This window comes from Nitrosomonas sp. Nm34, from assembly GCF_900113925.1.
Classification (GTDB): Bacteria; Pseudomonadota; Gammaproteobacteria; order Burkholderiales; family Nitrosomonadaceae; genus Nitrosomonas.
In genome coordinates this window covers 98,483-123,795 of record NZ_FORD01000003.1, presented here as the reverse complement: position 1 = coordinate 123,795, position 25,313 = coordinate 98,483, and the positions used below count along the sequence as shown (strand labels likewise).

The 25,313-nt window shown below is 42.8% G+C and carries 25 protein-coding genes; 18 read left to right on the top strand and 7 right to left on the bottom strand.

From position 1 onward, the window contains the following. Nucleotide 1 precedes the first annotated feature (1 nt). From sufD to iscR, 5 genes are read right to left on the bottom strand one after another with little or no spacing between them, the layout of a single operon-like run. Nucleotides 2-1,297 (bottom strand): Fe-S cluster assembly protein SufD, encoded by a 1,296-nt coding sequence (gene sufD, locus BM283_RS02470; RefSeq protein ID WP_090688823.1) that lies wholly within the window; start codon nt 1,295-1,297, stop codon nt 2-4. Further along, the gene (gene sufC, locus BM283_RS02465; protein WP_090688819.1) at nt 1,294-2,091 is read right to left on the bottom strand and encodes a Fe-S cluster assembly ATPase SufC; all 798 of its coding nucleotides are present in this window, start codon (nt 2,089-2,091) and stop codon (nt 1,294-1,296) included. The genes sufD and sufC overlap by 4 nt, the downstream gene beginning before the upstream one ends. Further along, nucleotides 2,088-3,524: a Fe-S cluster assembly protein SufB gene (gene sufB, locus BM283_RS02460; protein WP_090688815.1), complete on the bottom strand. Its 1,437-nt coding sequence runs from the start codon at nt 3,522-3,524 to the stop codon at nt 2,088-2,090. The genes sufC and sufB overlap by 4 nt, the downstream gene beginning before the upstream one ends. A gap of 2 nt (nt 3,525-3,526) precedes the next feature. After that, the gene (locus tag BM283_RS02455; RefSeq protein ID WP_090688811.1) at nt 3,527-3,880 is read right to left on the bottom strand and encodes a HesB/IscA family protein; all 354 of its coding nucleotides are present in this window, start codon (nt 3,878-3,880) and stop codon (nt 3,527-3,529) included. A 26-nt stretch (nt 3,881-3,906) separates the two neighbouring features. After that, complete coding sequence (gene iscR / locus BM283_RS02450) at nt 3,907-4,374, bottom strand: Fe-S cluster assembly transcriptional regulator IscR (protein ID WP_074666274.1); 468 nt, start codon at nt 4,372-4,374, stop codon at nt 3,907-3,909. Between the two features lie 1,046 nt (nt 4,375-5,420). On the opposite strand from iscR, the gene BM283_RS02445 reads away from it, so the two are divergent. From BM283_RS02445 to BM283_RS02415, 7 genes are all read left to right on the top strand, one after another. Further along, entirely contained in the window at nt 5,421-6,062 is a 642-nt protein-coding gene (locus BM283_RS02445; protein WP_090688805.1) for a shikimate kinase, read from the top strand. A gap of 44 nt (nt 6,063-6,106) precedes the next feature. Then, nucleotides 6,107-7,207 carry a 3-dehydroquinate synthase gene (gene aroB, locus BM283_RS02440; RefSeq protein WP_090688972.1) on the top strand — a complete coding sequence of 367 codons (1,101 nt, stop codon included), beginning with the start codon at nt 6,107-6,109 and terminating at the stop codon, nt 7,205-7,207. Further along, entirely contained in the window at nt 7,200-8,321 is a 1,122-nt protein-coding gene (locus BM283_RS02435; protein ID WP_090688801.1) for a deoxyguanosinetriphosphate triphosphohydrolase, read from the top strand. The genes aroB and BM283_RS02435 overlap by 8 nt, the downstream gene beginning before the upstream one ends. Before the next feature lie 105 nt (nt 8,322-8,426). After that, nucleotides 8,427-9,188 carry an ankyrin repeat domain-containing protein gene (locus BM283_RS02430; protein ID WP_090688798.1) on the top strand — a complete coding sequence of 254 codons (762 nt, stop codon included), beginning with the start codon at nt 8,427-8,429 and terminating at the stop codon, nt 9,186-9,188. Between the two features lie 141 nt (nt 9,189-9,329). Then, nucleotides 9,330-10,004, top strand: coding sequence for a tetratricopeptide repeat protein (locus BM283_RS02425; protein ID WP_254776106.1), 675 nt, complete (start codon nt 9,330-9,332; stop codon nt 10,002-10,004). 815 nt (nt 10,005-10,819) lie between these two features. After that, complete coding sequence (locus BM283_RS02420; RefSeq protein ID WP_090688794.1) at nt 10,820-11,425, top strand: cytochrome P460 family protein; 606 nt, start codon at nt 10,820-10,822, stop codon at nt 11,423-11,425. Between the two features lie 327 nt (nt 11,426-11,752). Further along, nucleotides 11,753-12,325 carry a peroxiredoxin family protein gene (locus BM283_RS02415; RefSeq protein WP_090688791.1) on the top strand — a complete coding sequence of 191 codons (573 nt, stop codon included), beginning with the start codon at nt 11,753-11,755 and terminating at the stop codon, nt 12,323-12,325. 208 nt (nt 12,326-12,533) lie between these two features. Here the strand turns inward: BM283_RS02415 and gloB are convergent, their stop codons facing one another. Continuing rightward, on the bottom strand, nt 12,534-13,298 hold the full coding sequence (gloB, locus tag BM283_RS02410) for a hydroxyacylglutathione hydrolase (RefSeq protein WP_090688788.1): 765 nt from the start codon (nt 13,296-13,298) through the stop codon (nt 12,534-12,536). A gap of 32 nt (nt 13,299-13,330) precedes the next feature. Between gloB and BM283_RS02405 the strand changes: the two genes are divergently transcribed. The 3 genes from BM283_RS02405 (at nt 13,331) to dnaQ (ending at nt 15,459) form a co-directional block, all read left to right on the top strand. Beyond that, nucleotides 13,331-14,092 (top strand): class I SAM-dependent methyltransferase, encoded by a 762-nt coding sequence (locus tag BM283_RS02405; RefSeq protein ID WP_254776105.1) that lies wholly within the window; start codon nt 13,331-13,333, stop codon nt 14,090-14,092. A 153-nt stretch (nt 14,093-14,245) separates the two neighbouring features. Beyond that, nucleotides 14,246-14,752 (top strand): ribonuclease HI, encoded by a 507-nt coding sequence (gene rnhA, locus BM283_RS02400; RefSeq protein WP_090688784.1) that lies wholly within the window; start codon nt 14,246-14,248, stop codon nt 14,750-14,752. After that, complete coding sequence (dnaQ, locus tag BM283_RS02395) at nt 14,752-15,459, top strand: DNA polymerase III subunit epsilon (protein ID WP_090688781.1); 708 nt, start codon at nt 14,752-14,754, stop codon at nt 15,457-15,459. Before rnhA ends, dnaQ begins: the two co-directional genes overlap by 1 nt. A 75-nt stretch (nt 15,460-15,534) precedes the next feature. Here the strand turns inward: dnaQ and BM283_RS02390 are convergent, their stop codons facing one another. Then, nucleotides 15,535-16,920 (bottom strand): aspartate aminotransferase family protein, encoded by a 1,386-nt coding sequence (locus tag BM283_RS02390; protein ID WP_090688777.1) that lies wholly within the window; start codon nt 16,918-16,920, stop codon nt 15,535-15,537. A 438-nt stretch (nt 16,921-17,358) separates the two neighbouring features. Between BM283_RS02390 and ndk the strand changes: the two genes are divergently transcribed. The 8 genes from ndk to bamB are packed head-to-tail and all read left to right on the top strand — an operon-like array spanning nt 17,359 to nt 25,277. Next, nucleotides 17,359-17,784: a nucleoside-diphosphate kinase gene (gene ndk, locus BM283_RS02385; protein ID WP_074666296.1), complete on the top strand. Its 426-nt coding sequence runs from the start codon at nt 17,359-17,361 to the stop codon at nt 17,782-17,784. A 35-nt stretch (nt 17,785-17,819) separates the two neighbouring features. Beyond that, nucleotides 17,820-18,968 (top strand): dual-specificity RNA methyltransferase RlmN, encoded by a 1,149-nt coding sequence (gene rlmN / locus BM283_RS02380; protein ID WP_090688958.1) that lies wholly within the window; start codon nt 17,820-17,822, stop codon nt 18,966-18,968. Continuing rightward, the gene (gene pilW, locus BM283_RS02375; protein ID WP_090688774.1) at nt 18,965-19,756 is read left to right on the top strand and encodes a type IV pilus biogenesis/stability protein PilW; all 792 of its coding nucleotides are present in this window, start codon (nt 18,965-18,967) and stop codon (nt 19,754-19,756) included. Before rlmN ends, pilW begins: the two co-directional genes overlap by 4 nt. Continuing rightward, the gene (locus BM283_RS02370; RefSeq protein WP_090688771.1) at nt 19,749-20,801 is read left to right on the top strand and encodes a RodZ domain-containing protein; all 1,053 of its coding nucleotides are present in this window, start codon (nt 19,749-19,751) and stop codon (nt 20,799-20,801) included. Before pilW ends, BM283_RS02370 begins: the two co-directional genes overlap by 8 nt. 53 nt (nt 20,802-20,854) lie before the next feature. After that, nucleotides 20,855-22,099, top strand: coding sequence for a flavodoxin-dependent (E)-4-hydroxy-3-methylbut-2-enyl-diphosphate synthase (gene ispG, locus BM283_RS02365; protein ID WP_090688954.1), 1,245 nt, complete (start codon nt 20,855-20,857; stop codon nt 22,097-22,099). After that, the gene (hisS, locus tag BM283_RS02360) at nt 22,092-23,348 is read left to right on the top strand and encodes a histidine--tRNA ligase (protein ID WP_090688768.1); all 1,257 of its coding nucleotides are present in this window, start codon (nt 22,092-22,094) and stop codon (nt 23,346-23,348) included. Before ispG ends, hisS begins: the two co-directional genes overlap by 8 nt. A gap of 30 nt (nt 23,349-23,378) precedes the next feature. Then, nucleotides 23,379-24,026: a YfgM family protein gene (locus tag BM283_RS02355; RefSeq protein ID WP_090688765.1), complete on the top strand. Its 648-nt coding sequence runs from the start codon at nt 23,379-23,381 to the stop codon at nt 24,024-24,026. A gap of 30 nt (nt 24,027-24,056) precedes the next feature. Then, nucleotides 24,057-25,277, top strand: a complete 1,221-nt coding sequence (gene bamB, locus BM283_RS02350) for an outer membrane protein assembly factor BamB (protein ID WP_254776103.1) — start codon at nt 24,057-24,059, stop codon at nt 25,275-25,277. Nucleotides 25,278-25,313 lie beyond the last annotated feature (36 nt).

Sequence of the window (25,313 nt, the reverse complement as noted above, 5' to 3'; positions counted from 1 at the left end):
TTCAAGATATCTGTGTTCTTGCAAGGACGACTTCTTCGAGCTGCCTTTTAAGGGAAGAAATAGGAATACGATCAATAACTTCGCCACCAAATGCATAGGTTAGCAAATTACGTGCTGCCAAATCAGACAGACCGCGGCTCTTTAGGTAGAAAATTTCTTCTTTATCGAGTTGGCCTACTGTGGCGCCATGCGCGCATTTGACATCATCAGCGAATATTTCAAGTTGTGGCTTGGTATCAATACGGGCTTTATTGGTCAGTAAAAGATTGCGGCTTAATTGTGCTGAATCCGTTAACTGAGCATGCGGGCGTACTATGATTTTGCCATTAAATACCCCATGTGCCATGCCATCAACGATACATTTATGGAGCTGTCGACTCTTGCCATGCGGTTTCGCATGATCGATAAATGTATGAGTATCGGCGAGCTGACGTTCAGAAATCAATATCAACCCATCTGTAGCGCATTCAGCGCCTTCACCTGACAATATCACATTCAGGTTATAACGGGAAATAGAGGCTCCTAACGTTATGCTGACTGAATGGTACTGGCTTGCATGAGCAAGGGATACCGTACAATTCCCAATATGGAAAGCCTGCTGATTATCCCGCTGAACACGAGTATGATTGATGTGCGCACTATCGGCAAGATTCATTTCAACGACTGAGTTCGTCACATAAGAAGCTGCTTCAGTAGTAATATAATCTTCAATAATTGTCGCATGACTACCCGCTTCGGCAATCAGTAGACAGCGAGGATAACTGGTAACTTCAGTTTGCCTGGATATGAATAGCAAATGAATAGGCGTTGTTACTGACTTATTCATCGGAATAATGATACAGGCGCTATCCCGAAGAAAAGCAGTATTTAACGCCGTGAACACATCAGTCTTAAATTCTGCCAATTGACCAAGGTAACGAGCAATCGTATCCCCATGAGTAGGAAGAAGCGATGACAAATTGCCAATAATTGCACCTGCATCATGAGCAATGTGTGAGAACTCGGGGACAAATTGACCATCTACAAATACCAGCCGACAGCTGGCTTCTTCGAGATAGTAATGTTTAATATCCGAGAGCTGTATTTTGAATGTTGTCGGGGCTACCGGATAAGGCAGCTGACTAAGGGGCGAAATATCAGTAAAACGCCATTCTTCATCTTGAGTCGTCGGTATCCTGAGTGCACCAGCACTATCCATCGCGTTTGCGCGAAGCTGATCAAGCCACGATGAAGTTGATGGTTTCTGCCATGACTGAACAAGGTGATCGAGGTAGCTAGGACTAGTCGCTGCACTCATGGCCGTACTCCAGCGGTGTTACCACGGTCATCGGTATTAATCCAATCATAACCATGAGCTTCCAGTTCCTTGGCAAGCTCTTTACCGCTTGTTTTGATGATTCGTCCACTTTCCATCACATGAACATAATCAGGCACGATATAATCAAGCAAGCGTTGGTAATGCGTGACCAAAATAGTAGCATTATCTTTATTGGTAAGCTGATTTACACCATTAGCTACAATCCTGAGCGCATCAATGTCGAGCCCTGAATCTGTTTCATCCAGAATGGCGAGTTTTGGCTCCAGTAATGCCATTTGTAAAATCTCATTACGTTTCTTTTCTCCACCTGAGAATCCCTCATTGACGCTGCGATCCAGGAAATCTGGACTCATTTCGAGTAATTTCATTTTTTCGCGTACAAAATCATCAAACTCAAGCGGGTCAAGTTCTTCTTTGCCACGCTGGGACTGAACTGTATTGTATGCTAACCGCAAGAATTGATTATTAGCGACGCCTGGTATTTCGATCGGGTATTGAAATGCAAGAAATACACCGGCACGAGCACGTTCTTCAGGTTCAAGATCAAAAAGATTTTGATCGTTGAAGATAATCGTTCCGGCAGTGACCTCGTAAGCAGGGTGACCAGCAAGAATTTTGGCAAAAGTACTTTTACCAGATCCATTGAGCCCCATGATGGCATGGATTTCTCCACTCTTGACCGTGAGATCAACGCCTTTCAGTATCTCAATACCATTTACATTAGCATGTAAGCCACGTACTTCAAGGAGTGTTTTACTATTCTGATTGATCATCCGACACTCCCTTCTAATTTAAAACTGAGTAATTTGGTTGCTTCAACAGCAAATTCCATAGGCAACTGTTGAAAAACTTCTTTACAGAATCCATTGATAATCATTGATACAGCTTCTTCAGTATCAATCCCGCGTTGTAAAAAATAAAAAAGTTGATCCTCACCAATCTTTGAGGTAGAAGCTTCATGCTCAACTTTAGCGCTATTATTATTGACCTGGATATAAGGAAATGTATTGGCGCTGCATTGATTACCAATGAGCATCGAATCACATTGTGAATAGTTGCGTGCATTCTCGGCTGTAGGCGCAATTCTTACCAAGCCGCGATAACTGCTATTGGAGTTTCCCGCTGAAATACTTTTACTAATAATGGTGCTACGCGTATTTCTTCCCATATGAATCATTTTGGTGCCAGTGTCGGCTTGCTGATAATTATTGGTAACAGCGACTGAATAGAACTCTCCCACAGAATTTTCACCACGTAAAATACAGGAAGGGTATTTCCAGGTAATAGCAGATCCAGTCTCAACTTGCGTCCAGGAAATGCGCGAATTAGCCCCTTTCGCCAGCCCACGTTTAGTCACAAAATTATAAATACCGCCAATGCCTTTTTCATCTCCTGCATACCAGTTTTGAACAGTCGAGTATTTAATTTCGGCATTATCCAACGCAATCAGCTCAACAACGGCTGCATGTAATTGGTTGGTATCAAATTTGGGTGCAGTACATCCTTCCAGATAAGAAACCGAAGCACTTTCTTCAGCAATAATGAGCGTACGCTCGAATTGTCCTGATTCTTCAGTATTAATACGAAAGTAAGTTGACAAATCCATTGGGCATTTAACACCTTTGGGGATAAAACAAAATGAGCCATCGGTAAATACTGCTGAATTAAGAGCTGCATAGAAATTATCGCCAACTGGTACGACAGTTCCAAGATATTTCTTAACTAATTCTGGATGAGTTTGAACAGCTTCAGAAATCGAACAAAAAATGATCCCGACTTCAGCGAGTTTTTCTTTATAAGTCGTTGCAACGGATACACTGTCAAAAATGACATCCACAGCAACCCCCGCTAACGCTGCTCGTTCATGCATGGGCACGCCGAGTTTCTCAAATGTGCGTAGCAACTCGGGATCTACTTCATCCATACTCGCTAATTTTTTCTTCGGCTTAGGTGCTGAGTAATAACTAATTGATTGAAAATCAATTTTTGGGTATTTGACATTTTGCCAACGTGGTTCAGACATGCTGAGCCATTTTTCATAAGCTTGCAATCTGAATGTGAGCATCCATTCAGGCTCATTTTTCTTGGATGAAATCAATCGAATGATTTCTTCGTTAAGTCCTTTGGGTGCAATATCTGATTCTATTTCTGTGACGAAACCATGCTTGTAAGGCTGGTTTACAAGATTTTGTAGTACAGCACTCATTTTTATATATTTTCCTTAGACTCTTCAGGTATTTTGAGGCTGAAGCTCTCACCACAGCCGCATGTATTCCCAACATTTGGATTGTTAAACTTGAAAGTACTATTTAGACCTTCTTTGACAAAATCTATCTCTGATCCATCAAAATAAGATAGGTTATCTCGTTTTACGACTATTCTTGCATTATGCGACTCGAAGAGCTGATCTTCTTCTTGTATTTTCTCAACATAATCAAAGATATAAGTAAAACCAGAGCAACCGGATTCTTTTATATCTATCCGTAGAGCCAATCCTTTACCACGCTTTGTGAGTTGCTGCTGGATTTGTTTGGCTGCACGTTCTGTCAATGTGATTGGCATAATTTTTCTCTATAAATTAATTAAAACTAAAATGCTGCTTCACGCATATCGTACAACTTGACAACAGCTTGCTCGCGTTGCTGATCGCGTTGTTTCTGCTCATCGACCAATTGCTTTAATGTTACGCTGCCAAGATAATTGAAAATAATGTCATTGAGTTCTGCCCATAGATCATGAGTCATACATTTGCCATCATTCAGACAATTTTCTTTTCCACCACATCGCGTGTTATCAATGGGTTCATCGACAGCAAGAATAATATCTGCAATAGATACTTGGTCCAGACTTTTAGCTAGGCAATAGCCACCGCCAGGACCACGCACACTATCAACAAGTTCGCGTTGGCGTAATTTTGCGAACAATTGTTCAAGATATGATAGTGAAATTTTTTGACGCTGACTGATATCGGCAAGTGTGACCGGTCCATTGCTGTGCTGCATCGCGAGATCCAATAGTGCTGTCACTGCGAATCGTCCTTTCGTTGTCAGTCTCATACCAGATTCCTTAATACAATAAAAGTTGAGTAAATAAGAGTTAATTAGGGTTTGTTGTAAATAATACTTGATTATTTTTGTCAACTATATAATACCTGACTGGACTAGTCAACTATAGCAACCTATGATTTGCAATTTTTTAGGAAGTTCAATAAATGAGCTTCTTATTTGTAAAGAATGAATACACATTGTGTCCCAGTAAAATCAATGGGTTACTGCTTTTGTTCAATATTATTATTTAAGCCAATCCAGTTAAATTCTGCACTACCATAAAAATTTTTTCCTCACTGCTGCAATAAAATTTTCAGGTGGAGTGGAGAGCTTTTTAATTGTTACAAACTAACTGTATATTTTGCCTGCTTGCCGCTTCGTAGATTACCTCTGCATCAATGGTATCGTGCTTGCTTTATGGCTTTTGCATTACTGCAATACACGCTTAGTTGCTATTAATTTCTCTTCATGTACCAGCTCACCTAGCTCCTGCGCGAATAATGACTACCTGAGTAGGCCTCAAAGCTTATCGTGCAATTGGCTATATTTTCTGCCCAAATAAGAAATTATTTAAGAAATTATTTTTTGTCGTGTCGTGGGACCTTTACCAAGTGCTATATAGTCATGGACATCAAGTATTATGCGCATGCATAATATTTTGAACAGTCCACATCACACATGCAGATAGTGCTATGAGCCGTCCACATCAGTTTGTTTGAAAAGTGATAAAAATAAAAGAAAGGAGCCAAAAATGTATTTTATAGAGGAGATGAGAAGAGCATTTCCTTCCTATAACATAAATACTTTTATCAAAGTATCTTATTTGGAAAGTATTAAAATGCTGGCTAAGGTTCTTCAGTCGCGAATAGAAGAAGAGAGATGTAAGCGTTCAATTGCATGATAGTGTGATTAATTTTCTGATATTTAATATTATTTTGTTAATATTTTTGGCTCATAAGAAGCAGGATCGACCATTTAATAATAAATTACATGAATTTTTTATGGGCCCGTTGGAATCTCTGCGTAGGTGAAAGTATTCCGTTACAATTGTCTCTATGCCATTAATTAAGCCAATCAGCAAAAATAATCATGATATAAAGTTCTTACAGGGGAATATTATTCTCGTAGGTATGATGGGTGCCGGAAAGACTACGATTGGGAAGTTGCTGGCTAATTACATGGGAAAAACGTTTCTGGATTCCGATCATGAAATTCAACAGCGTACTGGTGTTAAGATTCCTTTGATTTTTGAAATTGAAGGAGAGGCTGGGTTTCGTAGACGTGAAACAGAGGTGTTGCATGAGCTGGTGCAAGCAGAGAATGTAGTGCTGGCTACTGGTGGGGGGGCGGTGCTAAGTGCTGAAAATCGTGCCTTATTAAGACAACATGGTATCGTAGTTTATTTGAGCGCGTCCGTGAATGAACTGCAACGAAGAACACGTACTGATAAAAATAGACCGCTACTTCAGACTGAGGATCTGCATGCCAGATTGACAGAGCTTCATGCTCAACGCGATGCTCTTTATCGAGAGGTGGCACATATCATCATAGATAGCGGAAAACAAGGTGTGCGCTCTCTAGTACAACGGCTCGCTCGAAAGCTGCTTTTCTTCAAAATTAAGAAGCTCCGAGCTGAGGCGTTAAATCGGAAAAAGAACGTGATCAAGGCTTACCAACCGAATAATTATGAATCTTAAAAGGGATGGGTTCTTCCCTAAATTAGTTATGTTATATGAATGATATGCAAACTGTTAAGGTGGCCTTATTTTCTTCCGAACAGGACCGGAGTTACCCCATTTACATTGGTAATGCGTTATTAGAACAGGCAGATTTGCTATTGCCTCAATTGCCACAGAAACGGGTGGCAATTGTCACTAATACCACTGTAGCCCCTCTTTATTTAGATCAATTTCGTAGAGCACTAGAGCGGCATGGGATCTGTTCCGTTGCAATTATTTTGCCTGATGGTGAAGATCATAAAAATTGGCAGACATTGAATTTGATTTTTGACGCCTTATTGGAACAACGCTGTGAGCGAAAAACTACCCTAATTGCGTTGGGGGGCGGGGTTATTGGTGATCTGACAGGGTTTGCGGCGGCGACTTTTTTGCGAGGCGTACCTTTTATCCAGATTCCTACTACTCTCCTTGCACAAGTGGATTCCTCAGTAGGCGGTAAGACAGGTATTAACCATCCCCTTGGCAAAAATTTGATAGGAGCATTCTATCAACCGCGCATGGTGTTGACAGACAGTGCGACGCTTACCACCTTGCCTGATAGGGAATTGCGTGCCGGCATTGCAGAAGTGATTAAATACGGTCTTATACGCGATGCTGACTTTTTTATGTGGTTGGAACAGAATATAACGGGTTTAATTACACGTAATGCTGATATTCTAAATAAAGCTATTTGCCGGAGTTGCGAAATCAAAGCGGAAATTGTCGCTGCAGATGAGCGTGAGAGTGGCGTGCGGGCACTGCTTAATCTTGGCCACACTTTCGGCCATGCAATTGAAAACGCCATGGGTTATGGAGTATGGTTGCACGGTGAAGCGGTTGCTGCGGGCACTATAATGGCAGCAAACTTGTCAAAACAATTAAAATTTATCAGTGAAAGTGAGTTCGAACGCATATGCAGCATATTCCAAAAGGTAGGACTACCAGTTAGTGCACCCAAACTTTCTCCAGATGATTACTTAAGCTTGATGAAGCTTGATAAAAAAGTAGAGGAGGGAAGAATACGTTTTATTCTACTGAGGCGTATTGGTGAAGCAATGATGAGTCATGATATTCCAGCATCAACCTTGAGAGAGACATTGCTGACTTGTATGGCTAATGGATGATTTGGCTCCTTACGCAGTATCCACTGCTAATTCGCGCGGGCGTCTCATCAAAGAAGCCCCTCCTATTGGTCGAAGTGAATTTCAACGCGATCGTGACCGGGTAATTCATTCAACAGCTTTCCGTCGGCTTGAATATAAAACACAGGTATTTGTTAACCATGAGGGTGATTTGTTTCGCACGCGCTTGACACATAGTCTAGAGGTGGCCCAGATTGGACGTTCAATCGCACGAAATTTAAAGTTGAATGAGGATTTAGTTGAAGCAATAGCACTGGCGCATGATTTAGGACACACGCCATTTGGCCATGCGGGGCAAGATGCTTTGAATGATTGTATGAGGGAGTATGGTGGCTTTGAACATAATCTTCAGTCTTTAAGAGTCGTTGATGTGCTTGAAGAACAGTACGGTGCTTTTGAAGGTTTGAATTTGTGCTTTGAAACCCGTGAAGGCATTCTCAAGCATGTCGCTAGAAAGAATGTTGAAAAGCTCGGTGAAGTCGGAGAGCGTTTTTTAATTAATCAAAGACCTTCACTGGAGGCACAGCTTACCAATATTGCTGATGAAATTGCGTATAATAATCATGATGTCGATGATGGTTTACGTTCCGGTTTTATTACAATGTTGCAACTGGAAAAGATAGAAATATTTTCCAGACATTTATGGCAGGTGAAAAGAGATTATCCGAATATTAGTGGTCGACGTTTAATTCATGAAACGATACGTGGCATGATTAATAGTGTGGCAACAGATTTAACCCAACAAAGTAAAAGCAACATCGAAAATGCGCGACCAAACGGTCTGGATGAAATACGATCAGCACCATGCTTGATTCGATTCAGCGAAAAGATAAAGCAGGAGCAGCAGGAGCTAAAAAGCTTTTTGTACGATAACCTTTATCGACATTTCCAAGTAACACGCATGAGTAATAAGGCGCAACATACGATTAAAATGTTATTCAATGCATTCAACTCAGATATTCGACTGCTACCTACAGCATACCAGATTAAATTTTCTCAATATGGACATCAGGCTATTGCTGATTATATTGCCGGCATGACTGATCGTTTTGCAATTAAGGAATACCAACGACTGTTTATCATCAGTGAAAACTAACATTCATTTTGGGTGAATGACAGCGGATTCTAGATAGCCCTATTTGTTATCTATTATCTGATTATTAAGTTGAGTGAATACATATAGAAGAGAGGAGGAACAGAAATGCTCTGGTCAAGGATTAATTTATATGCTTTAGGCGTGCTGATAGGGTTGCTGCACTTTTCAAACGACGCATGGGCTAATTTAGACAATAGTGATCTGGTTAATGCAGCTACACGCGGTAATTTGTCTCAAGTAAAAGCATTGCTTTCCATGTCTGAGAAAAATTACGAAACACGCGATAAGAATATGGCATTGATAAGTGCAGTGCAGAATGGTCACAAAAATATCGTTGAACTACTGCTTGCTTCTGGCGTTGACGCAAATGTAAAGGCAAACAATGGTCGGACCGTGCTCATGTTGGCTGCGCAGGACAACCGTATTGGTATCGCGCAAGCATTACTTGCTGCTAATGCAGATATAAACGCGGTTACAGACGATGGAATGACAGCATTAATGTTTGCATCGCAAAAAAATCATATAGAAATGGTGCGTCTTTTGCTCGAAACGGGTAGTGATGTCAATGTCAATGCTGTTACTAATGAAGGGGTTACCGCATTGATGCTTGCATCACAAATAGGGGGCCAAGTCGTGATCCAGCACTTGCTGCAAGCAAACGCCAATGTGAATAGTCAAGCAAAAAATGGCGCAACTGCGTTGATGCTAGCCGCACAACATGGCTATCGCGGAGTGACCATGACGCTACTTGCTATGGGTGCAGAAATTGATGCTAAGGCAGAAAATGGTGCGACTGCGTTATTACTGGCCAAAAAATATGATCATAAGGGTGTCATTGAGTTACTTCAAAAAGCAGGTGCGAAATAGAGATTTTGCTGAGTAATCATCTTATGAGCTTCTTATTAATTTATCGGCTTGGCTTTGATAGATGTGTCTAACTGTAATACAAACAGAATGTTATAATTTTTATTAAATTTTTATTTACTCTAAGAAGAGCGGAATGACTCAATGAATATGCGTATTTTTACATTGCTAGCCTTATTGATGTTAACTCTGGCTGGATGCGGTGATGAAACCCCATCAGCAAAATCGGAGGCAGACGAAACTTGGAAGAAACTGCCCGATGAGATTACTCCTATCAATGAATTGCCATCCGTATTTCAACAAGGCTTATCATCGGAAGAAAAGGCTGATCTGCTGAAAAAAATCATGCCAATGGCAGATGATGGATTATCACCTGAAGAACGATTCCTAAAATTACGCCAGGATGCGGAAGCAGGCGATGCCGAAGCGCAGAATGCTCTTGGTTCCTTGTTCTATTCCGGAGAGGCTATTTCCAAGGATGCGACAGGAAAAATTATGGACTATGACCTGGAATCAGCTGCAGGTTGGTTTCAACGCGCTGCAGAGCAAGGGCATGCAGGCGCCCAATTTAATCTGGGCCTGTTGTACGCGGAAGGCCAGGGTGTTCCACAAGATTCCGCTAAAGCAGTGGAGTGGTTTACCAAGGCTGCTGAACAAGGCAACGTGGATGCGCAAAATAACCTGGGTGTCATGTATCTAGTAGGCGAGGGGGTGCCTAAGAATACAGATAAAGCGATTGAATGGTTTAAGAAGGCTGAGAAACAAGGCAATGAAGAAGCAAGAGAAAACCTTAAGGCCATACGCGCCGCGGGAAATTAGGCTAATATTTTCATTTACAAAATATTGCAAAGAAGCTTGGAAGGGACTCTGGAATTAGTTACAAGAAAAGATGATTTCTACTAAAGGAAGTTATCCACTACGTGACCATGCTTCTGATTCCCGTGTCAATAGCAACAAATCTCCTTAAACCGCTTTACAGGTTTAAGGAGATTTGTGACCGCCTCTAACTCAAACCCATTCATTGGTAAGACTCATCCCCCATTTCTTGAGCTGTTAGCATGAGTGTCATTGCCGCTATACCATATAGCGCGCATCCTTTTATCGTGTTGTTCCATTATATATTGCTTTCTAAAGAATATTATTCATAACAGTATGTGGTTCAATAAAAATTGATCGAATTCAGGTGAGCTTGAACTTAAATCAAGTGCAAGGGTTTTTGCATAATTTATTCAAAAACCTTGCACTTAAAAAGTGATTTTTACAATATTGTTAAATAAAAACAATTGTTTATATTTTATGAGTAAGCTCTAATTAATCTACTTGAGTAATAGCATTGGCTATTCCATTCTTAAATCAAAACTGAATTTGTCTATTTCACCTTGTCGTATGATTGATACTGTCTCCGGCTCGCTTTCGCGCCATGTTAGATTTGGAAATGGAATGACAGCTATGCTTTTCTAATGGGTGATTTACAAGATTTTGCAAAGTTATCCAAAAAAATCTACAGCTATCGATTGGTGTGACAAGCGTGACGGATTCTTGTCTTGACGTTGTCTGTGGGGCTGTCTACTATAAAAAGTCTTTATTTAAAACTATTTTTTGACATTCTAATTTTATTACTTTAGGGATTGATTATGTCACAGTTTAAAAGAACGTTGTTTGGTCGTTTAACGTCATTCTTGCTATCCGGTTTGCTAGTTGGCCAGGCAACGACTGTTACTGCTGGCCAACAAGATGATCGTCATGAGCCTGGCAGAACAACCTATGCTCATTTCAACAAAGATGGGCAGCTGCTCACACCCAGGAATTATCGTGAATGGATTTTCATTGGCGCACCTGTGACACCCAAAGATATGAACGATGGCAATCCCGCATTTCCTGAGTTTCACAATGTATACATTGATCCCGTTAGCTGGGTACACTGGAAGCAAACTGGAAAATTCCGTGATGGGACGATTATCGTTAAGGAATTAGTAAGCGTCGGTGCCGAAGAGGCGACCAGTGGCAATGGTTATTTTCAAGGGGAATATCTTGGTATCGTTGCGACCGTCAAGGATTCTAAGCGTTTTGCTGATAGACCTAACAATTGGGCATACTTTGGCTATGATAGCTATAAAAGCAAGAGCGCGGCTCCCCAACCTGATGAATCTTGCAATGCTTGCCATAAAGAAAATGCTGCTGAAGACAACGTGTTTACCCAATATTACCCGGTATTGCGCGCTGGCAAGCCTGAGAAGTAAGTAACGTAACCTGGTAAGGTGATGGCTAGGAGAGAAGGGTTGCCAAGACTACGGTAGTCATCTAAAGGTTTTAGAAAAAGGGTATTTTATTCCCAGCACATCTTAGTGCAGAATGACTTGCCCTTTCTTTTTCATAAAACTTTAAGAGATATTCATGCGGTTTGTTTGTATTCATGCAGTTGTTTCTTAATTCTATTATTTCTCATCACAAATTAATTACAGGTAAGCCGCTAACCATGTCAATAATAGGGCGGAGAAGTTGACAAAGTTCATTTTGACTAAAATTATAGTAATATGCAGATTCTAAAACCAGAAGGTAGCTCATTAATGAAAACTCATCAAGCAAATGGAAAAATTTTGGCGCCAGAACTTCAGACGGTGGGTTGGTTGAATACGCCTCAACCTATTACACTCGCTTCATTGCGGGGCAAAGTGGTGTTAATCCATGCTTTTCAGATGCTGTGCCCAGGCTGTGTGCAAATGGGTATCCCCCAGACGCAAAAGATATTTGAAGAATTCAATCCAGATCAAATTGCCGTGATTGGTCTTCATACGGTCTTTGAGCATCATTCAGTAATGGGCCGTGAGGCGCTTGAAGTATTTGCTTATGAGTACCGGTTGCGTTTTCCGATTGGGATCGATAAGCCGAATGATCAGCATGTCATTCCGCATACCATGATGACTTATCAGATGCAAGGCACACCTACGACGATTCTGATCGATAAGACCGGTCATCTGCGCATGCATAAATTTGGCCATGTCAGTGATTTTATATTGGGGGTATCAATAGGAACTTTGCTTGCGGAAGAAGTGGATGAAACCGAACAGCTACAACCTGCTCAAGGCAAGCAGAATGAGGCTGAATCTTTAGGTTGTGGGCCGGGTGGTTGTGCAGTTTAATGGCATATGAGTTCTTCTAAATTTTTCCTGCTAACCTCAATTAGAGGGGTGGGAAAGTAAATTTCAGAAGCCTGATTTGGCAGGCTGTTGAAAAAACTATCTATGTTACCTCTGCGGTGTTAAAAAATGGTATGAGAGCATAGTTATCAACATAAACTCCGCTTTTTTGCCTATCATTGATTGGTTCGAATGTGTTTTCGACAGCTTATTAGAAAGTATCTTTCCATTTGCGTATTTCTGTAAAAACACTGACCGGGTCTGACAGTATTTTTCTGGAATGTTGATTAGCTGCGTGAATGATGGCTGACTGGTTACATCGCAAAAAAGGATTCGTCGCTTTTTCGATGGCCAATATTGAGGGCAGTGTGGGTATATCGTGCTTTCTTTGCTCTTCTACTTCAATTACGCGTTGAGCTAAGGCTGGATTGCTGGCATCGATAGCGCTTGCAAATCGGATATTAGACAAGGTGTACTCATGCGTGCAGTAGACAAGCGTTTCATCAGGTAAGCTGGCAAGCTTCTGAAGTGAAGCATACATCTGTTGTGCAGTGCCTTCAAAGATACGTCCACAGCCACAGGCAAATAGAGTATCGCCACAAAACAGCGATTTTCCGCCATAATAAGCAATGTGACCTGCTGTATGACCAGGTATATCCAATACGGCCAAATCGAGCGATAGTTCCGAAAGATGAACCACATCACTCTCTTTAAGGCCATGCGTAAGTTCTGGGATGTTTTCATTTGCAGGGCCATATACTGGCATAGTATAGGACTGCAATAATGTCACATTGCCACCAGTATGATCGTTATGGTGGTGTGTATTGAGAATAGCGATAGGTTGCAATTTCTGCTGCTGAAGATAGGCTAACACAGGTGTTGCGCTTCCTGGATCGACAATGGCAGCATAATGCTGGTTATGAATTACCCAGATATAATTGTCTTTAAAGGCGCGAACAGGGTAAATATTGAGCATGGTGTTTTTCTCGGTTTAATAAAAAAATATTTATGAAAAGGCTGAGTGCTAACAGCATCATGACGCTCTCTCTGCATGCTCGGACTATGCAGCAATGGTTTGAAACCTCGCTCGGCCAATATTTGCTTGAGGAGGAGCAAGGCTATTTTGATCAAGCGGTTATTAATATTTTTGGTTATAACGCTTTGCAAATTGGTTTTCCTCAATTGAATTTTTTATGTGCTAACCGTATCCCTTATCAATTTCGTCTTGGCATTAGTCCTGGTGCATCCTTTTATGCGTTACCAGATTTCCTGCCTATCGAAAGTGGCAGTATAGATCTGGTATTATTGCCGCATATACTGGAATTCAATTCTAATCCACATCAGATTCTGCGCGAAGTACATCGTGTATTGATACCGGAGGGACATGTCGTGATCAGCGGTTTTAACCCATTCAGCCTTTGGGGGGTGACTCGGTATTGGAAAACAGCGAGAAATGAATTTCCCTGGTATGGCCAATTCATCGCATTGCCTCGTCTTAAGGATTGGTTGAAACTGCTCGATTTTGAGATTGTTGGAGGGCGACTCGGCTGTTATGCCCCTCCTTTCAGTAAAGAGAAATGGATAAAACGTTTCCATTTTATGGAGGCTGCAGGAGATCGTTGGTGGCCAATTTCCGGAGGAGTTTATTTCTTGCACGCGGTCAAGCAAATCCATGGCATGCGTATCATTAAACCTTGTTGGGAAAATAAGCTGTCTAGCAAAAGAAAAATTGTGCCAGCGACGCAAAAATTCAAAAATACTGTAAAGTAAGTGTAGTTCCCTTTCTAATTAAAAGTGATGCGAAGGCGAGCTGCAGGCAGTATCAAACATACGACAAGGTGAAGCCGACAAAGCCAGTTTTGATTTAGAAAGGGAATAATTATGCTCGACAACTAATCATAAAATAAATATAAAGTAGTAGTTATGAATATGCAAGATGCTGCATGCGTAGTGGAAATATTTACGGATGGTGCCTGTAAGGGTAATCCAGGCATAGGGGGGTGGGGTGTTTTGCTGAAATACCAGGCAAGTACATGGGAATTATTTGGTGGTGAAGCAAGCACGACTAATAATCGGATGGAATTGATCTCGGCAATTCGTGCCTTACAAGCGTTAGCATCGCTGCCTATTTCAAGGCAATCTTGCAAAATACACCTCTATACTGATTCACAGTATGTACAGAAAGGTATCAGTGAATGGATATATGCCTGGAAAAATCGGGGCTGGCGTACTGCTGATAAAAAGCCAGTCAAGAATGAAGAATTGTGGAGAGAACTTGATCATTTGTCACAGCAATATCAAATCGAATGGTGCTGGGTACGCGGGCATATGGGGCATGAGGGTAATGAGCGAGCAGATGAACTGGCTAACCAGGGAGTAACATCTGTCATCACAAGAAAAGGAAGCTCGAGCGATAAGGTAAATAGCTGATGCGTAAAGTTTTTATTGATACCGAAACCACTGGTTTAGACCCTAAATTGGGCCATCGAATTGTTGAGATAGCGGCCGTCGAAATGTATAACCGGCAATTGACGGGTCGTCATTTTCATTATTACTTGAATCCTGAGCGGGAAAGCGAAGCAAGTGCGCTGCAAATACACGGTTTAACCAGCGAGTTTCTGCAGGACAAACAAAAATTTCGTGATATTTGTGCTGCTTTTCTGGATTTCATTGAAGGTGCGGAGCTTCTTATTCACAATGCACCGTTTGATGTAGGATTTCTTGATCATGAATTAGGGCTGGTCAAGCAACTACCACTAAAAAATTACTGCTCTGAGATCTCCGATACACTTGTTATTGCCAAGGAGATTCATCCAGGTAAACGGAATAATTTGGATGCCTTGTGTGAGCGCTATCAAATCGATAATTCGAAGCGCACCTTACATGGTGCATTAATGGATGCAGAGCTTCTGGCCGAGGTTTATTTAGCTATGACCAGAGGGCAAGAAAGTTTGTTGATGGAATTGGATATCACGCCCTTATCCATTGACTCGGCAGTCATTGCTGAGAATTTGCATTTAATAATATTACCTGCCGGTGAGAAGGAGCTTGAATTGCACTCGCAGCAGCTTGAGAATATTGATAAAGAAAGCAAGGGAAAGTGCTTATGGAAGCAGCATGTGGCGTTCAGCTCATAAAAGAGCGAGGTGGAATGCGCCTCCATAAGTCAGGAGTGGTCATAAACTATTTTAAATACCGTTTTTATGCCATTGTTAAGTACTGACTTTTCTTCGCAGGGCTTTAGTCGCAAGCGTTTTACCTAAATCCCAAACGGCAGCAGGGCCGCGATGTGCATCATGAATAACAGACTTGGTCGCATCTATTATCCACTTGATATCGGATTCTGTCAGTATGAGTGGTGGAATAAACTTGACGATATTCATGCCGTGCCCGGCTACCTGGGATAGAATGCGATGCCGGGAAAATAAAGGGACAGTAATCATTTGCGAGAATAATCCCTTGTTAGTCGCTTCTAACATTTTCCAGGACATTTTAAGAGACAGGCTATGTGGTTCAGTAAATTCTAACGCAATCATCATACCTTTTCCTCGAATTTCCTTCAGACATTCATATTCTCCGACAAGAGGTTGCAGTGCATTGATAATAGCTTGCCCGGATTGAGCAGATTTTTCGATCAGATTCTCTGATTCTAATACCTCTAAAGTAGCCAATCCAGCGGCCATGGCAAGATTACTTTTGCCGAAAGTGCTGCCATGAACGACAGCGCGGTCCATGCGATTAAAAACACGATCAAATATCCATTCTTTACAGACCAGTGCGCCAACAGGAATAAACCCTCCTGATAGCGCTTTTGCCATACAAAGTATATCCGGGGTGACGGACCAGTGTTCTACAGCCCACCATTTACCAGTACGTCCCAATCCCGTTTGTACTTCATCCGCTATAAATAATGCTTCATAACGCCGGGTTAGCTCAGCCGCTTGCGGCAAGTAATGATCATCTGGTATCCAGACACCATGTCCTTGGATCGGCTCGGTTATAAAGGCGGCCACATCTTTCTGGGAAAGTGCTCTTTCCAAAGCAGCGAGATCTCCAAAAGGTACTTCAATAAAATCCGGCACTAGCGGGCCAAATCCTTGTTTATAGTGAGTATCTCCGGTAGCAGAAAGTGAGCCGAGGCTAAGACCATGATACCCTCCCCGGCAGTAAATAATTTTAGATTTACCTGTGGCATAACGGCTGAATTTGATCGCTGCTTCGACTGTTTCTGTTCCAGAGTTAGCAAAAAAAACGCGATCCAGACCTTCTGGACTAATGGCTACCAGCTTTTCTGCTAATATGCCCGACAGTAACGAGACATCGAGTTGCACCAAATTGGGAAGCTCTGCGCTAAGAACGTCTTTCAGTGCTTGGACAATTTGAGGATGATTGCGCCCTAAGGAGAATACTCCGAAGCCGCTTAGTAAATCAAGATAGCGATTGTCTTGATCATCAAAAAGATAAGCGCCCTCAGCCTTTACATAATGACGATCAAAGCCTATTGTTTTTAACACCTTTACCATCTGACTATTGAGATAGAGATCGTGTAAGGTGAAATTTTCTCTGCCGCGTTGTCGAATGAGTTCCTGGATATTCATAAACCAAGCTCCGTGACAGATTTGCATTCGAAAAATTGAAAAAACATGTTTGAACCTTATGGGGTCAGATAGGCTTTTAGTTTACCGGTCCTGCGTTGAAGTTTTAAATCCGGATGGATATGACAGAAAAAATAATATGAATGTATCTGATATTCAGATTAAAAAATTAGGAAAATATGAGATCTAGGATAATAGTTCATTGTGAGCATTCAAAGTGCTTTCTTCGGAGAATCATAACATTATCCTTGTCTAATTATGAAACTGTCAATACTAAAGTGTTATAAAATGAAATCAATTAAATATTGAGGGCTGAGTGGAATGCGCCAGCTGATTTAGTCAATCATAACATCTTGTCTTAAGCGCTCTTTTTCAGAATCAATATATATTTTTTGTTAGAATAGTGCTTTATTTTGATTTGTTAATTTTGTGGAGTATTTAATGGCTGTTGAAAGAACGTTATCGATTATTAAGCCGGATGCAGTTGCAAAAAATATCATTGGCCAGATTTATTCGAGATTTGAGCAGGCGGGGTTAAAAATTATCGCAGCACGTATGGCACATTTGTCTAAAAGGGAAGCTGAGACTTTCTATGCAGTTCATCGTGGGCGTCCTTTTTTCAATGATTTAGTGGAATTTATGATTTCTGGACCTGTCATGGTTCAGGTGCTTGAAGGAGAAAACGCTATCAGTAAGAACCGAGAATTGATGGGAGCAACCGATCCTAAAAAAGCTGAAAAAGGAACTATCCGTGCTGATTTTGCCGAGAGTATCGATGCAAATGCGGTGCATGGCTCGGATGCAGCTGAGACGGCAGCAGTGGAAATTGCCTGCTTTTTTCCTACTTTGGATGTTTATTCGCGCTAAAATAATTTGCAGCCAAGATAGCTTTGCTTATGAATATGGCTATTAATTTACTTGATTTTGATTCGGCTGGCCTCACGCGTTTCTGCACGGATATGGGAGAAAAACCCTATCGTGCGAAACAATTGCTGCGCTGGATACATCAACTAGGCATATCGGATTTTTCTGAGATGAGTGACCTGGCAAAAGCATTTCGAGAGAAACTCACTGCCCTTTCCATCATTCGCTCACCTGAAGTTATTAATGATCATGTTGCTGCAGATGGTACCCGTAAATGGTTGTTGTCAACGGGTGCAGGAAATGCTGTTGAAATGGTTTTCATTCCTGAAGTTAATCGTGGCACGCTGTGCATTTCCAGTCAGGTGGGATGCGCCCTTGCATGCAGTTTTTGTTCAACGGGCAAGCAGGGGTTTAACCGTAATTTGACGGTGGCGGAAATCATCGGCCAGTTATGGTGGGCAAACAAAATGCTCAAAACTGAAAAGGCTCATGAAACTTCTTTTCTGCCAGAAAATTCTACCAATGGAAGGATACCTCATCAGGAAAAAAATATAGGCCGGGCTATTAGTAATGTCGTGCTGATGGGTATGGGTGAACCATTGGCTAATTTTGAGAATGTCGTCACTGCGCTGGACTTGATGTTGGACGACAACACTTATGGGTTATCCAGGCGAAAAGTCACTGTCAGCACTTCCGGTCTGGTACCTGCAATGGATAGGTTGCGCGAGCGCTGTCCCGTTGCTTTGGCGGTTTCTTTGCATGCGCCGAATGATGCTTTGCGTGATCAGTTGGTGCCCATTAATAAGAAATATCCCATCAAAATGTTATTGGCTGCGTGTGAACGCTATCTCCAGGCTGCCCCTAGAGATTTTGTGACATTCGAATATGTCATGCTTGATGGTGTGAATGACAGTATTGAACATGCCCATGAATTGGTGCAGTTGGTGAAAAAAATTCCCTGTAAATTGAATTTGATTCCGTTCAATTCATTTGCCGAATCGGGCTATAAGCGATCCTCACCAGAAGCGATACGAATTTTTCGCGATGCGTTGCTGCAAGCAGGTCTCATAACCACAGTGCGTAAAACACGCGGTGATGATATCGATGCGGCGTGCGGCCAATTGGCTGGCCAGGTGCTGGATAAAACCCGGCGGGTAAATCGCAGTGTCACGAAGATAGCTGGATGAAAAAGGTGCTGGCGGGTTTGCTGGGAGTGTTTGCTGGCGTAGTCACAGGATGTGCCCAGCTACCTGGGAAAGAGATGGAACAAGCTGCAGAAGAAACAAGAAAGCGATCTCAACAAAGTGTCAAGATTCATGCCGAACTCGCCGGGCAATATTACAGTCGTGGTCAGTACAAAGTCGCTATAGAAGAAGCTGAAATCGCATTACGAGCAAATCCGGACTATGCACCTGCTTATAACGTACTCGGCCTGGTCTATATGAATTTGCACGAAGATGGGCTTGCGCGCTTGAATTTTGAGCGTGCACTTAAAATAGATCCTAATGATTCTGACGTACACAATAATTTTGGGTGGTTTCTTTGTCAGCGCCATCCTGAAGAGGTGGCTCTGGCAGTGGATCATTTTATGAGTGCAATCAGAAACTCCCTTTATGAAACGCCCGAAAAAACATATTCGAATGCCGGAATTTGTGTGCTAAAACGTAATGAATTTGCACAAGCTAAAGATTTTTTCCAGAAAGCCTTGGTAATTCGCCCCAACTATCCGCTGGCAGTACTTGGGTTAATCGAGATTGATTTCAGACGTGGAGATCTTAAAACAGCCAAATCAAATATTATTTCCTATATGCAAGCTTATTCGCTTTCGCCAGAAAGCTTATGGTTGGCCATTCAAATTGAACGTACAATTGGAGATTATCAGGCTGAAGCAAGCTATGCTTTTCAGTTACAAAGACGTTTTCCTGATTCAAATGAGGCAATAGCCCTGCGGGAAGGGAGATTAAATCATGAATAATAATGATATAGGCCAACAAAAAGTATTGGATAATAGCCTGGAAGAAATCACTTCGGAAACCACTTCTTCTGATAGCGGTATTCACCCAAACATGCCCGCTCAGCTTGCTGCTTGTGAAGGCGGAATGGATGCACCCGATAAGGAGTTTGCTGATCATGGAGCAAGTCCAGAAGAGAAACTTAATGCAAGCACAAGCACTGGATGTGGACAGCTATTACGCGCTGAAAGATTAAAACGCGGTTTGAGTGTGGCGGAAGTGGCGAGACGATTAAGATTATCAGTACAGCAAATCAGAGCGATAGAGGAAGAGGATTATAGTAAATTTCCTTCCAGCACATTTCTTCGGGGATTTATTCGAAATTATGGTAGCTTGCTCCAACTTGATACGAATTCGTTACTTCATTTATTCGCTCAATCTACTCCAGCACTGGCTCATCAAGGCTCTGCAAAACAGGTAAAAGCCATTCCACTGGTTCCATCGAAACGAGAGGGCGGAGGGCGTGGCATATTGTTTTTGGCGATGGTTTTAACTTCGGTTTTAGTAGGCTACGGCGTATATCAGGGGGGAAATTGGAGTCAAGAGGCGATCATGAAGAATAGTATGGATGCGCCTGCTTCCTCTGATTCACAAGCTGAAAATGGGCAGGTTACCATGGAATTATTGCTGCCTCAGACACTTTCAGCTCATTCACGCAGTGTAGAGCCATTAGAGCCTCCAGAGAAGAGGCCACCCGAAATAGCGCATGCTCCGGTTACACCTGCTGTTGCTGAACCTGTTGTGAATGAGGCGGAGGAGAATAACGAAAAAGTACTGCACTTCATTTTTTCCAAGGAATCATGGGTTGAGATAAGAGACAGCAATAAAAAAGTTATTTTTGTCAAAATGAATGGCAAGGGTACAGAGCAAGTGGTAAAAGGGATGCCGCCTCTTCATTTGGTGATTGGTAATGCGAGCGGTGTGAATCTTACGTACAATAGCAAATTAGTTGATCTAGCGCCCTATATACGAAAAGGCGATAATGTGGCTCGCTTTTCATTGGAATAGATCTCTTATTTTGTCCATTAATTTTTTAGTTCTTTTTCAGGCTCTATAGAATGATGTCTCAAAACAATATTTCTTCACCGCGACGCATAAGTGTTGGTGTACGTGTAGGTACTATTACGATTGGCGGTGATGCGCCTGTCATTGTACAGTCGATGACAAATACCGACACAGCGGATGAAGTGGCTACTGCCGTACAGGTTGCCCGATTGGCACGCGCTGGTTCAGAGCTAGTACGGATTACAGTTAATACAGCGGAAGCAGCCAAGGCCGTACCAGCGATTCGTGCAAGATTGGATGATATGGGTTGCCATGTGCCATTGGTAGGTGATTTTCATTTTAATGGTCACAAATTGCTGACAGCGTATCCGGATTGCGCTAAAGCATTAGCCAAGTATCGCATCAATCCTGGCAATGTAGGTCATGGCAGGAAGCGTGATGAGCAATTTGCCACACTGATAGAGACCGCTTGTAAATATGATAAGCCTGTCCGAATTGGCGTGAATTGGGGTAGCTTAGATCCAGAAATGCTGGCACGCATCATGGATGAAAATGCCAAATTGGCTAAGCCGCTCGATGCGGGTCAAGTGATGCGTAAGGCTCTTATTACTTCTGCGTTGGAGAGCGCTACTAAAGCAGAAGAACTTGGACTTTCTCGCGATCACATCATATTGTCATGCAAGGTAAGTGGTGTGCAAGATCTCATAGCTGTCTATCGTGAGCTGGCAGCCCAGTGTGATTATGCGCTGCACTTGGGGTTGACAGAGGCAGGAATGGGATCGAAGGGGATTGTTGCCTCAACTGCGGCATTGTCAGTGCTGTTGTTTGAAGGAATAGGCGATACTATCAGGATATCCCTGACCCCTGAACCTGGAGGGGATCGCACACGTGAAGTGATCGTGGCGCAGGAAATTCTTCAGACCATGGGTCTGCGGGCATTTGTTCCCCTTGTGGCAGCATGCCCGGGCTGTGGACGAACGACGAGTACTTATTTTCAGGAATTAGCGGAAAGTATCCAAGCTTATGTCCGAGAACAAATGGTCAGTTGGCGTGAACAATACGTTGGAGTAGAAAACATGACACTGGCGGTGATGGGATGTGTCGTCAATGGTCCGGGAGAGAGTAAGCATGCCAATATAGGGATTAGTTTGCCTGGTTCAGGAGAGAATCCAGTCGCGCCCGTTTTTGTCGATGGAGAAAAAACGGTGACCCTGAAAGGTGATAACATTGCCGGTGAGTTTCGTCACATCGTTGATGAATATGTACGCACTAAATACCAAAGAAAACTAGTTCATGTCTAACCTGATTCAGGCTATTCGGGGGATGAATGATATCCTGCCGAAGGAAACCCATCGTTGGGAGTTTTTCGAGGACATCGTACGAGATTGGTTGGCAAGCTATGGGTATCGCAATATTCGTACTCCTATCGTTGAGCAGACTGATTTATTCATACGTTCAATCGGGGCAGTGACGGATATTGTTGAAAAAGAGATGTACACGTTTGTGGACCATCTGAATGGAGACAGCCTGACATTGCGACCGGAAGGAACGGCTTCCTGTGTGCGGGCAGTACTGGAGCATAATCTGCTTTATGCCGGACCGCAGAGATTGTATTACTATGGGCCAATGTTTCGTCATGAACGTCCGCAAAAAGGGCGCTACCGTCAATTTCATCAAGTTGGCGTGGAAGCATTGGGCTATGCAGACGCTGATATTGATGCAGAGCTGATTATTATGGGCGCTCGACTTTGGCGCGAGTTGGGTATTTCAGGGGTGCGGCTGGAAATTGGTACGCTTGGAAGTACTGAATCCCGTGCCATTTATCGATCAAGACTGATTAAGTATTTTGAGCAGTATCGGGATGAGCTGGATGAAGATGCTCAGAGGCGCTTGCATAGCAATCCATTACGCATTCTCGATAGTAAAAATCCGCATATGCGCGAAATTCTGGCTGGAGCACCCAGGTTATTGGATGACCTGGATGAGGATTCACTTCAGCATTTTGAAGCATTGCAACGTGTGCTACACGAGCAAGGTATTGCTTTTGAGATAAATCCCCAACTGGTGAGGGGATTGGACTATTACAACCGTACCGTATTCGAGTGGGTCACCGATAAGCTGGGCGCCCAAGGAACAATATGCGCAGGCGGGCGTTATGATGGCTTAATCACGCAAATGGGTGGTAAACCAGCGCCTGCCTGTGGGTTTGCGATGGGAATTGAACGAATTCTTGCTTTGATGAATGAAATTGAAATTCCAAGCCCTACCACAGATATTTATGTTGTTCATCAGGGAGAACTTGCAGCGGATTTTGCCTGGAAAGCAGCGGAATGGTTTCGTGATGAAGGGTTAAATACTATTTTGCATTGCGGTGGTGGCAGTTTCAAATCACAAATGAAAAAAGCGGATAGCAGCGGCGCTCGTTTTGCGGTCATTATCGGTGATGATGAAGCAAAAGAAGGTGAGGTGAGCATCAAACCATTGCGTGAGGCAGCTGAACAAGTAAGAGTGGGATTAGTAGAAGCGGGTCCGCTACTCAAACGAATTTAATCGTTAATTATCTAGATCAACAAAGAAAAAATGGCAGCTTATAATCCAGAAGAACAGGAAAAAATAGAGGGGCTAAAAGCCTGGTGGGCGGCGCATGGCAACACAGTCATTATCATGATGACGGCATTTATTGCCGCGATAGTCGGGACGCAGGCATGGAATTATTACCACAAACAACAAGCGCAGCAGTCTGCTGATTTATTTGCTGTCTTACAACAGCAAATTGAGCAGGGGAGTGATCCTGCCAAGATTAATGATGCGGCACATTTGTTAACAGAAGGTTTTCCTACGAGTGGATACGCATCACGTGCAGCACTCATTGCCGCACAGGCCAATGCGGATGCTGGCAATCAACAAGCAGCTAAAAATAAACTGCAATGGGTGCTCGATAGGAGTAAAGAACCCGAGCTAAAGGATATCGCACGCCTGCGCCTGGCCGGCATTTTATTGGATGAGAAAAAATATGAAGAAGCTTTGAATCTGCTGAATGCTCAGCATGGGGAGCCTTTTAGCGGCCTCTATGCTGATTTGAAAGGGGATATTCTGGCTGCATCTGGGAAAATAGCTGAGGCACGTATTGCTTATCAACAAGGCATCGATAAATTGAGTGGTGGGAGAAGTGCCTATCAGAACATTGTCCAGATGAAGCTGGATGCTTTGAGAGAAAGCAAGCAGTAAATATTTATCAATTTGCGTTTGGAGTATCTTTTGTTGCTTAGAGCAGGCACTTCTTTTTTGCGACACTTCGCATTATTTACAGCGATGGTGTTACTGGCTGGATGCGCAAGTATGGGTGATCTGGGTATCGGTAATATTGGTGATCTGGGTATCAGTAATTTGGTTGATCAGCTGAGTGATAAAGATGAAAACAAGGTTGATGAGAAAGAAATTGCAGCATTAAAAGCAGTACCTGAGATACCGCTATTATGGAAGCACAGTCTCAATAAGAGCAAGATCGCAGTTTTTTCTCCTATTTATGAGAATGGCGCAGTCTACGCGGCTGATGCCAAAGGCTACCTGGCTCGTCTTGATCCTGCTAATGGAAAAGAGGTTTGGCAAGTAGAGACTGAGCATAAGTTGGCAGGAGGGGTAGGGGCTGGTTATGGAACTATTCTGGTCGGAACGTTTAATGGCGAAGTGCTTGCGTTTGATGAGATGGGCCATGAGCGCTGGAAAACACGTGTAACCAGTGAAGTATTAAGCCAACCACAGATCGATAGTGATGTGGTCGTGGTACGAAGCGCAGATGGCAGGATTTTTGGATTAGATGCGGCTGATGGGAGCCGTAAATGGGTTTATCAAGGGCCTACTCCTGCCCTGACGATGAGAAATTCTGCCGGTGCATTAGTTTATCGCGGCGCTGTGTTTGCTGGATTGGGTGGTGGCAAACTTGTGGCAATGAGTTTGTTGAATGGTAATGTAGGCTGGGAGGCGGCTGTTGCGCAACCACGCGGAGTAACAGAGTTGGAACGGATGACGGATATTGCTGGTCTACCTGTCATTGATGATCAACAAGTTTGTGCGGTGACTTATCACGGTCGTGTCGGCTGCTTTGAAATTACAGATGGTAATCAGATTTGGGCCAGAGATGCTTCTAGCAATGCAGGCCTTACCATGGATAGCAACAATGTTTATGTCAGTGAAGATCGTGGTGCAGTCGTTGCCTATGATAAAAGAAGTGGCGCCATGATGTGGAAACAGGCTAAACTGGGTAGCCGTAAATTATCTGCACCTTTGCTTGTTCGAGGTGAGCTTTTGGCATTGGGCGATGCGGAAGGGAATGTCTCTTTACTTAGGCGACATGATGGCAGCGTAGTTGCACGAGCTGCTACCGATGGTGGCGCGATTTTGAGCCGTCCGGAATATATTTCTGATGGCTTTGTTGTGCAGACTTCAAACGGCGGGATTTATGCTTTTGCTGTGCAATAACGGCCCCTCATCCTATAACTTTTTATACTTTTCACG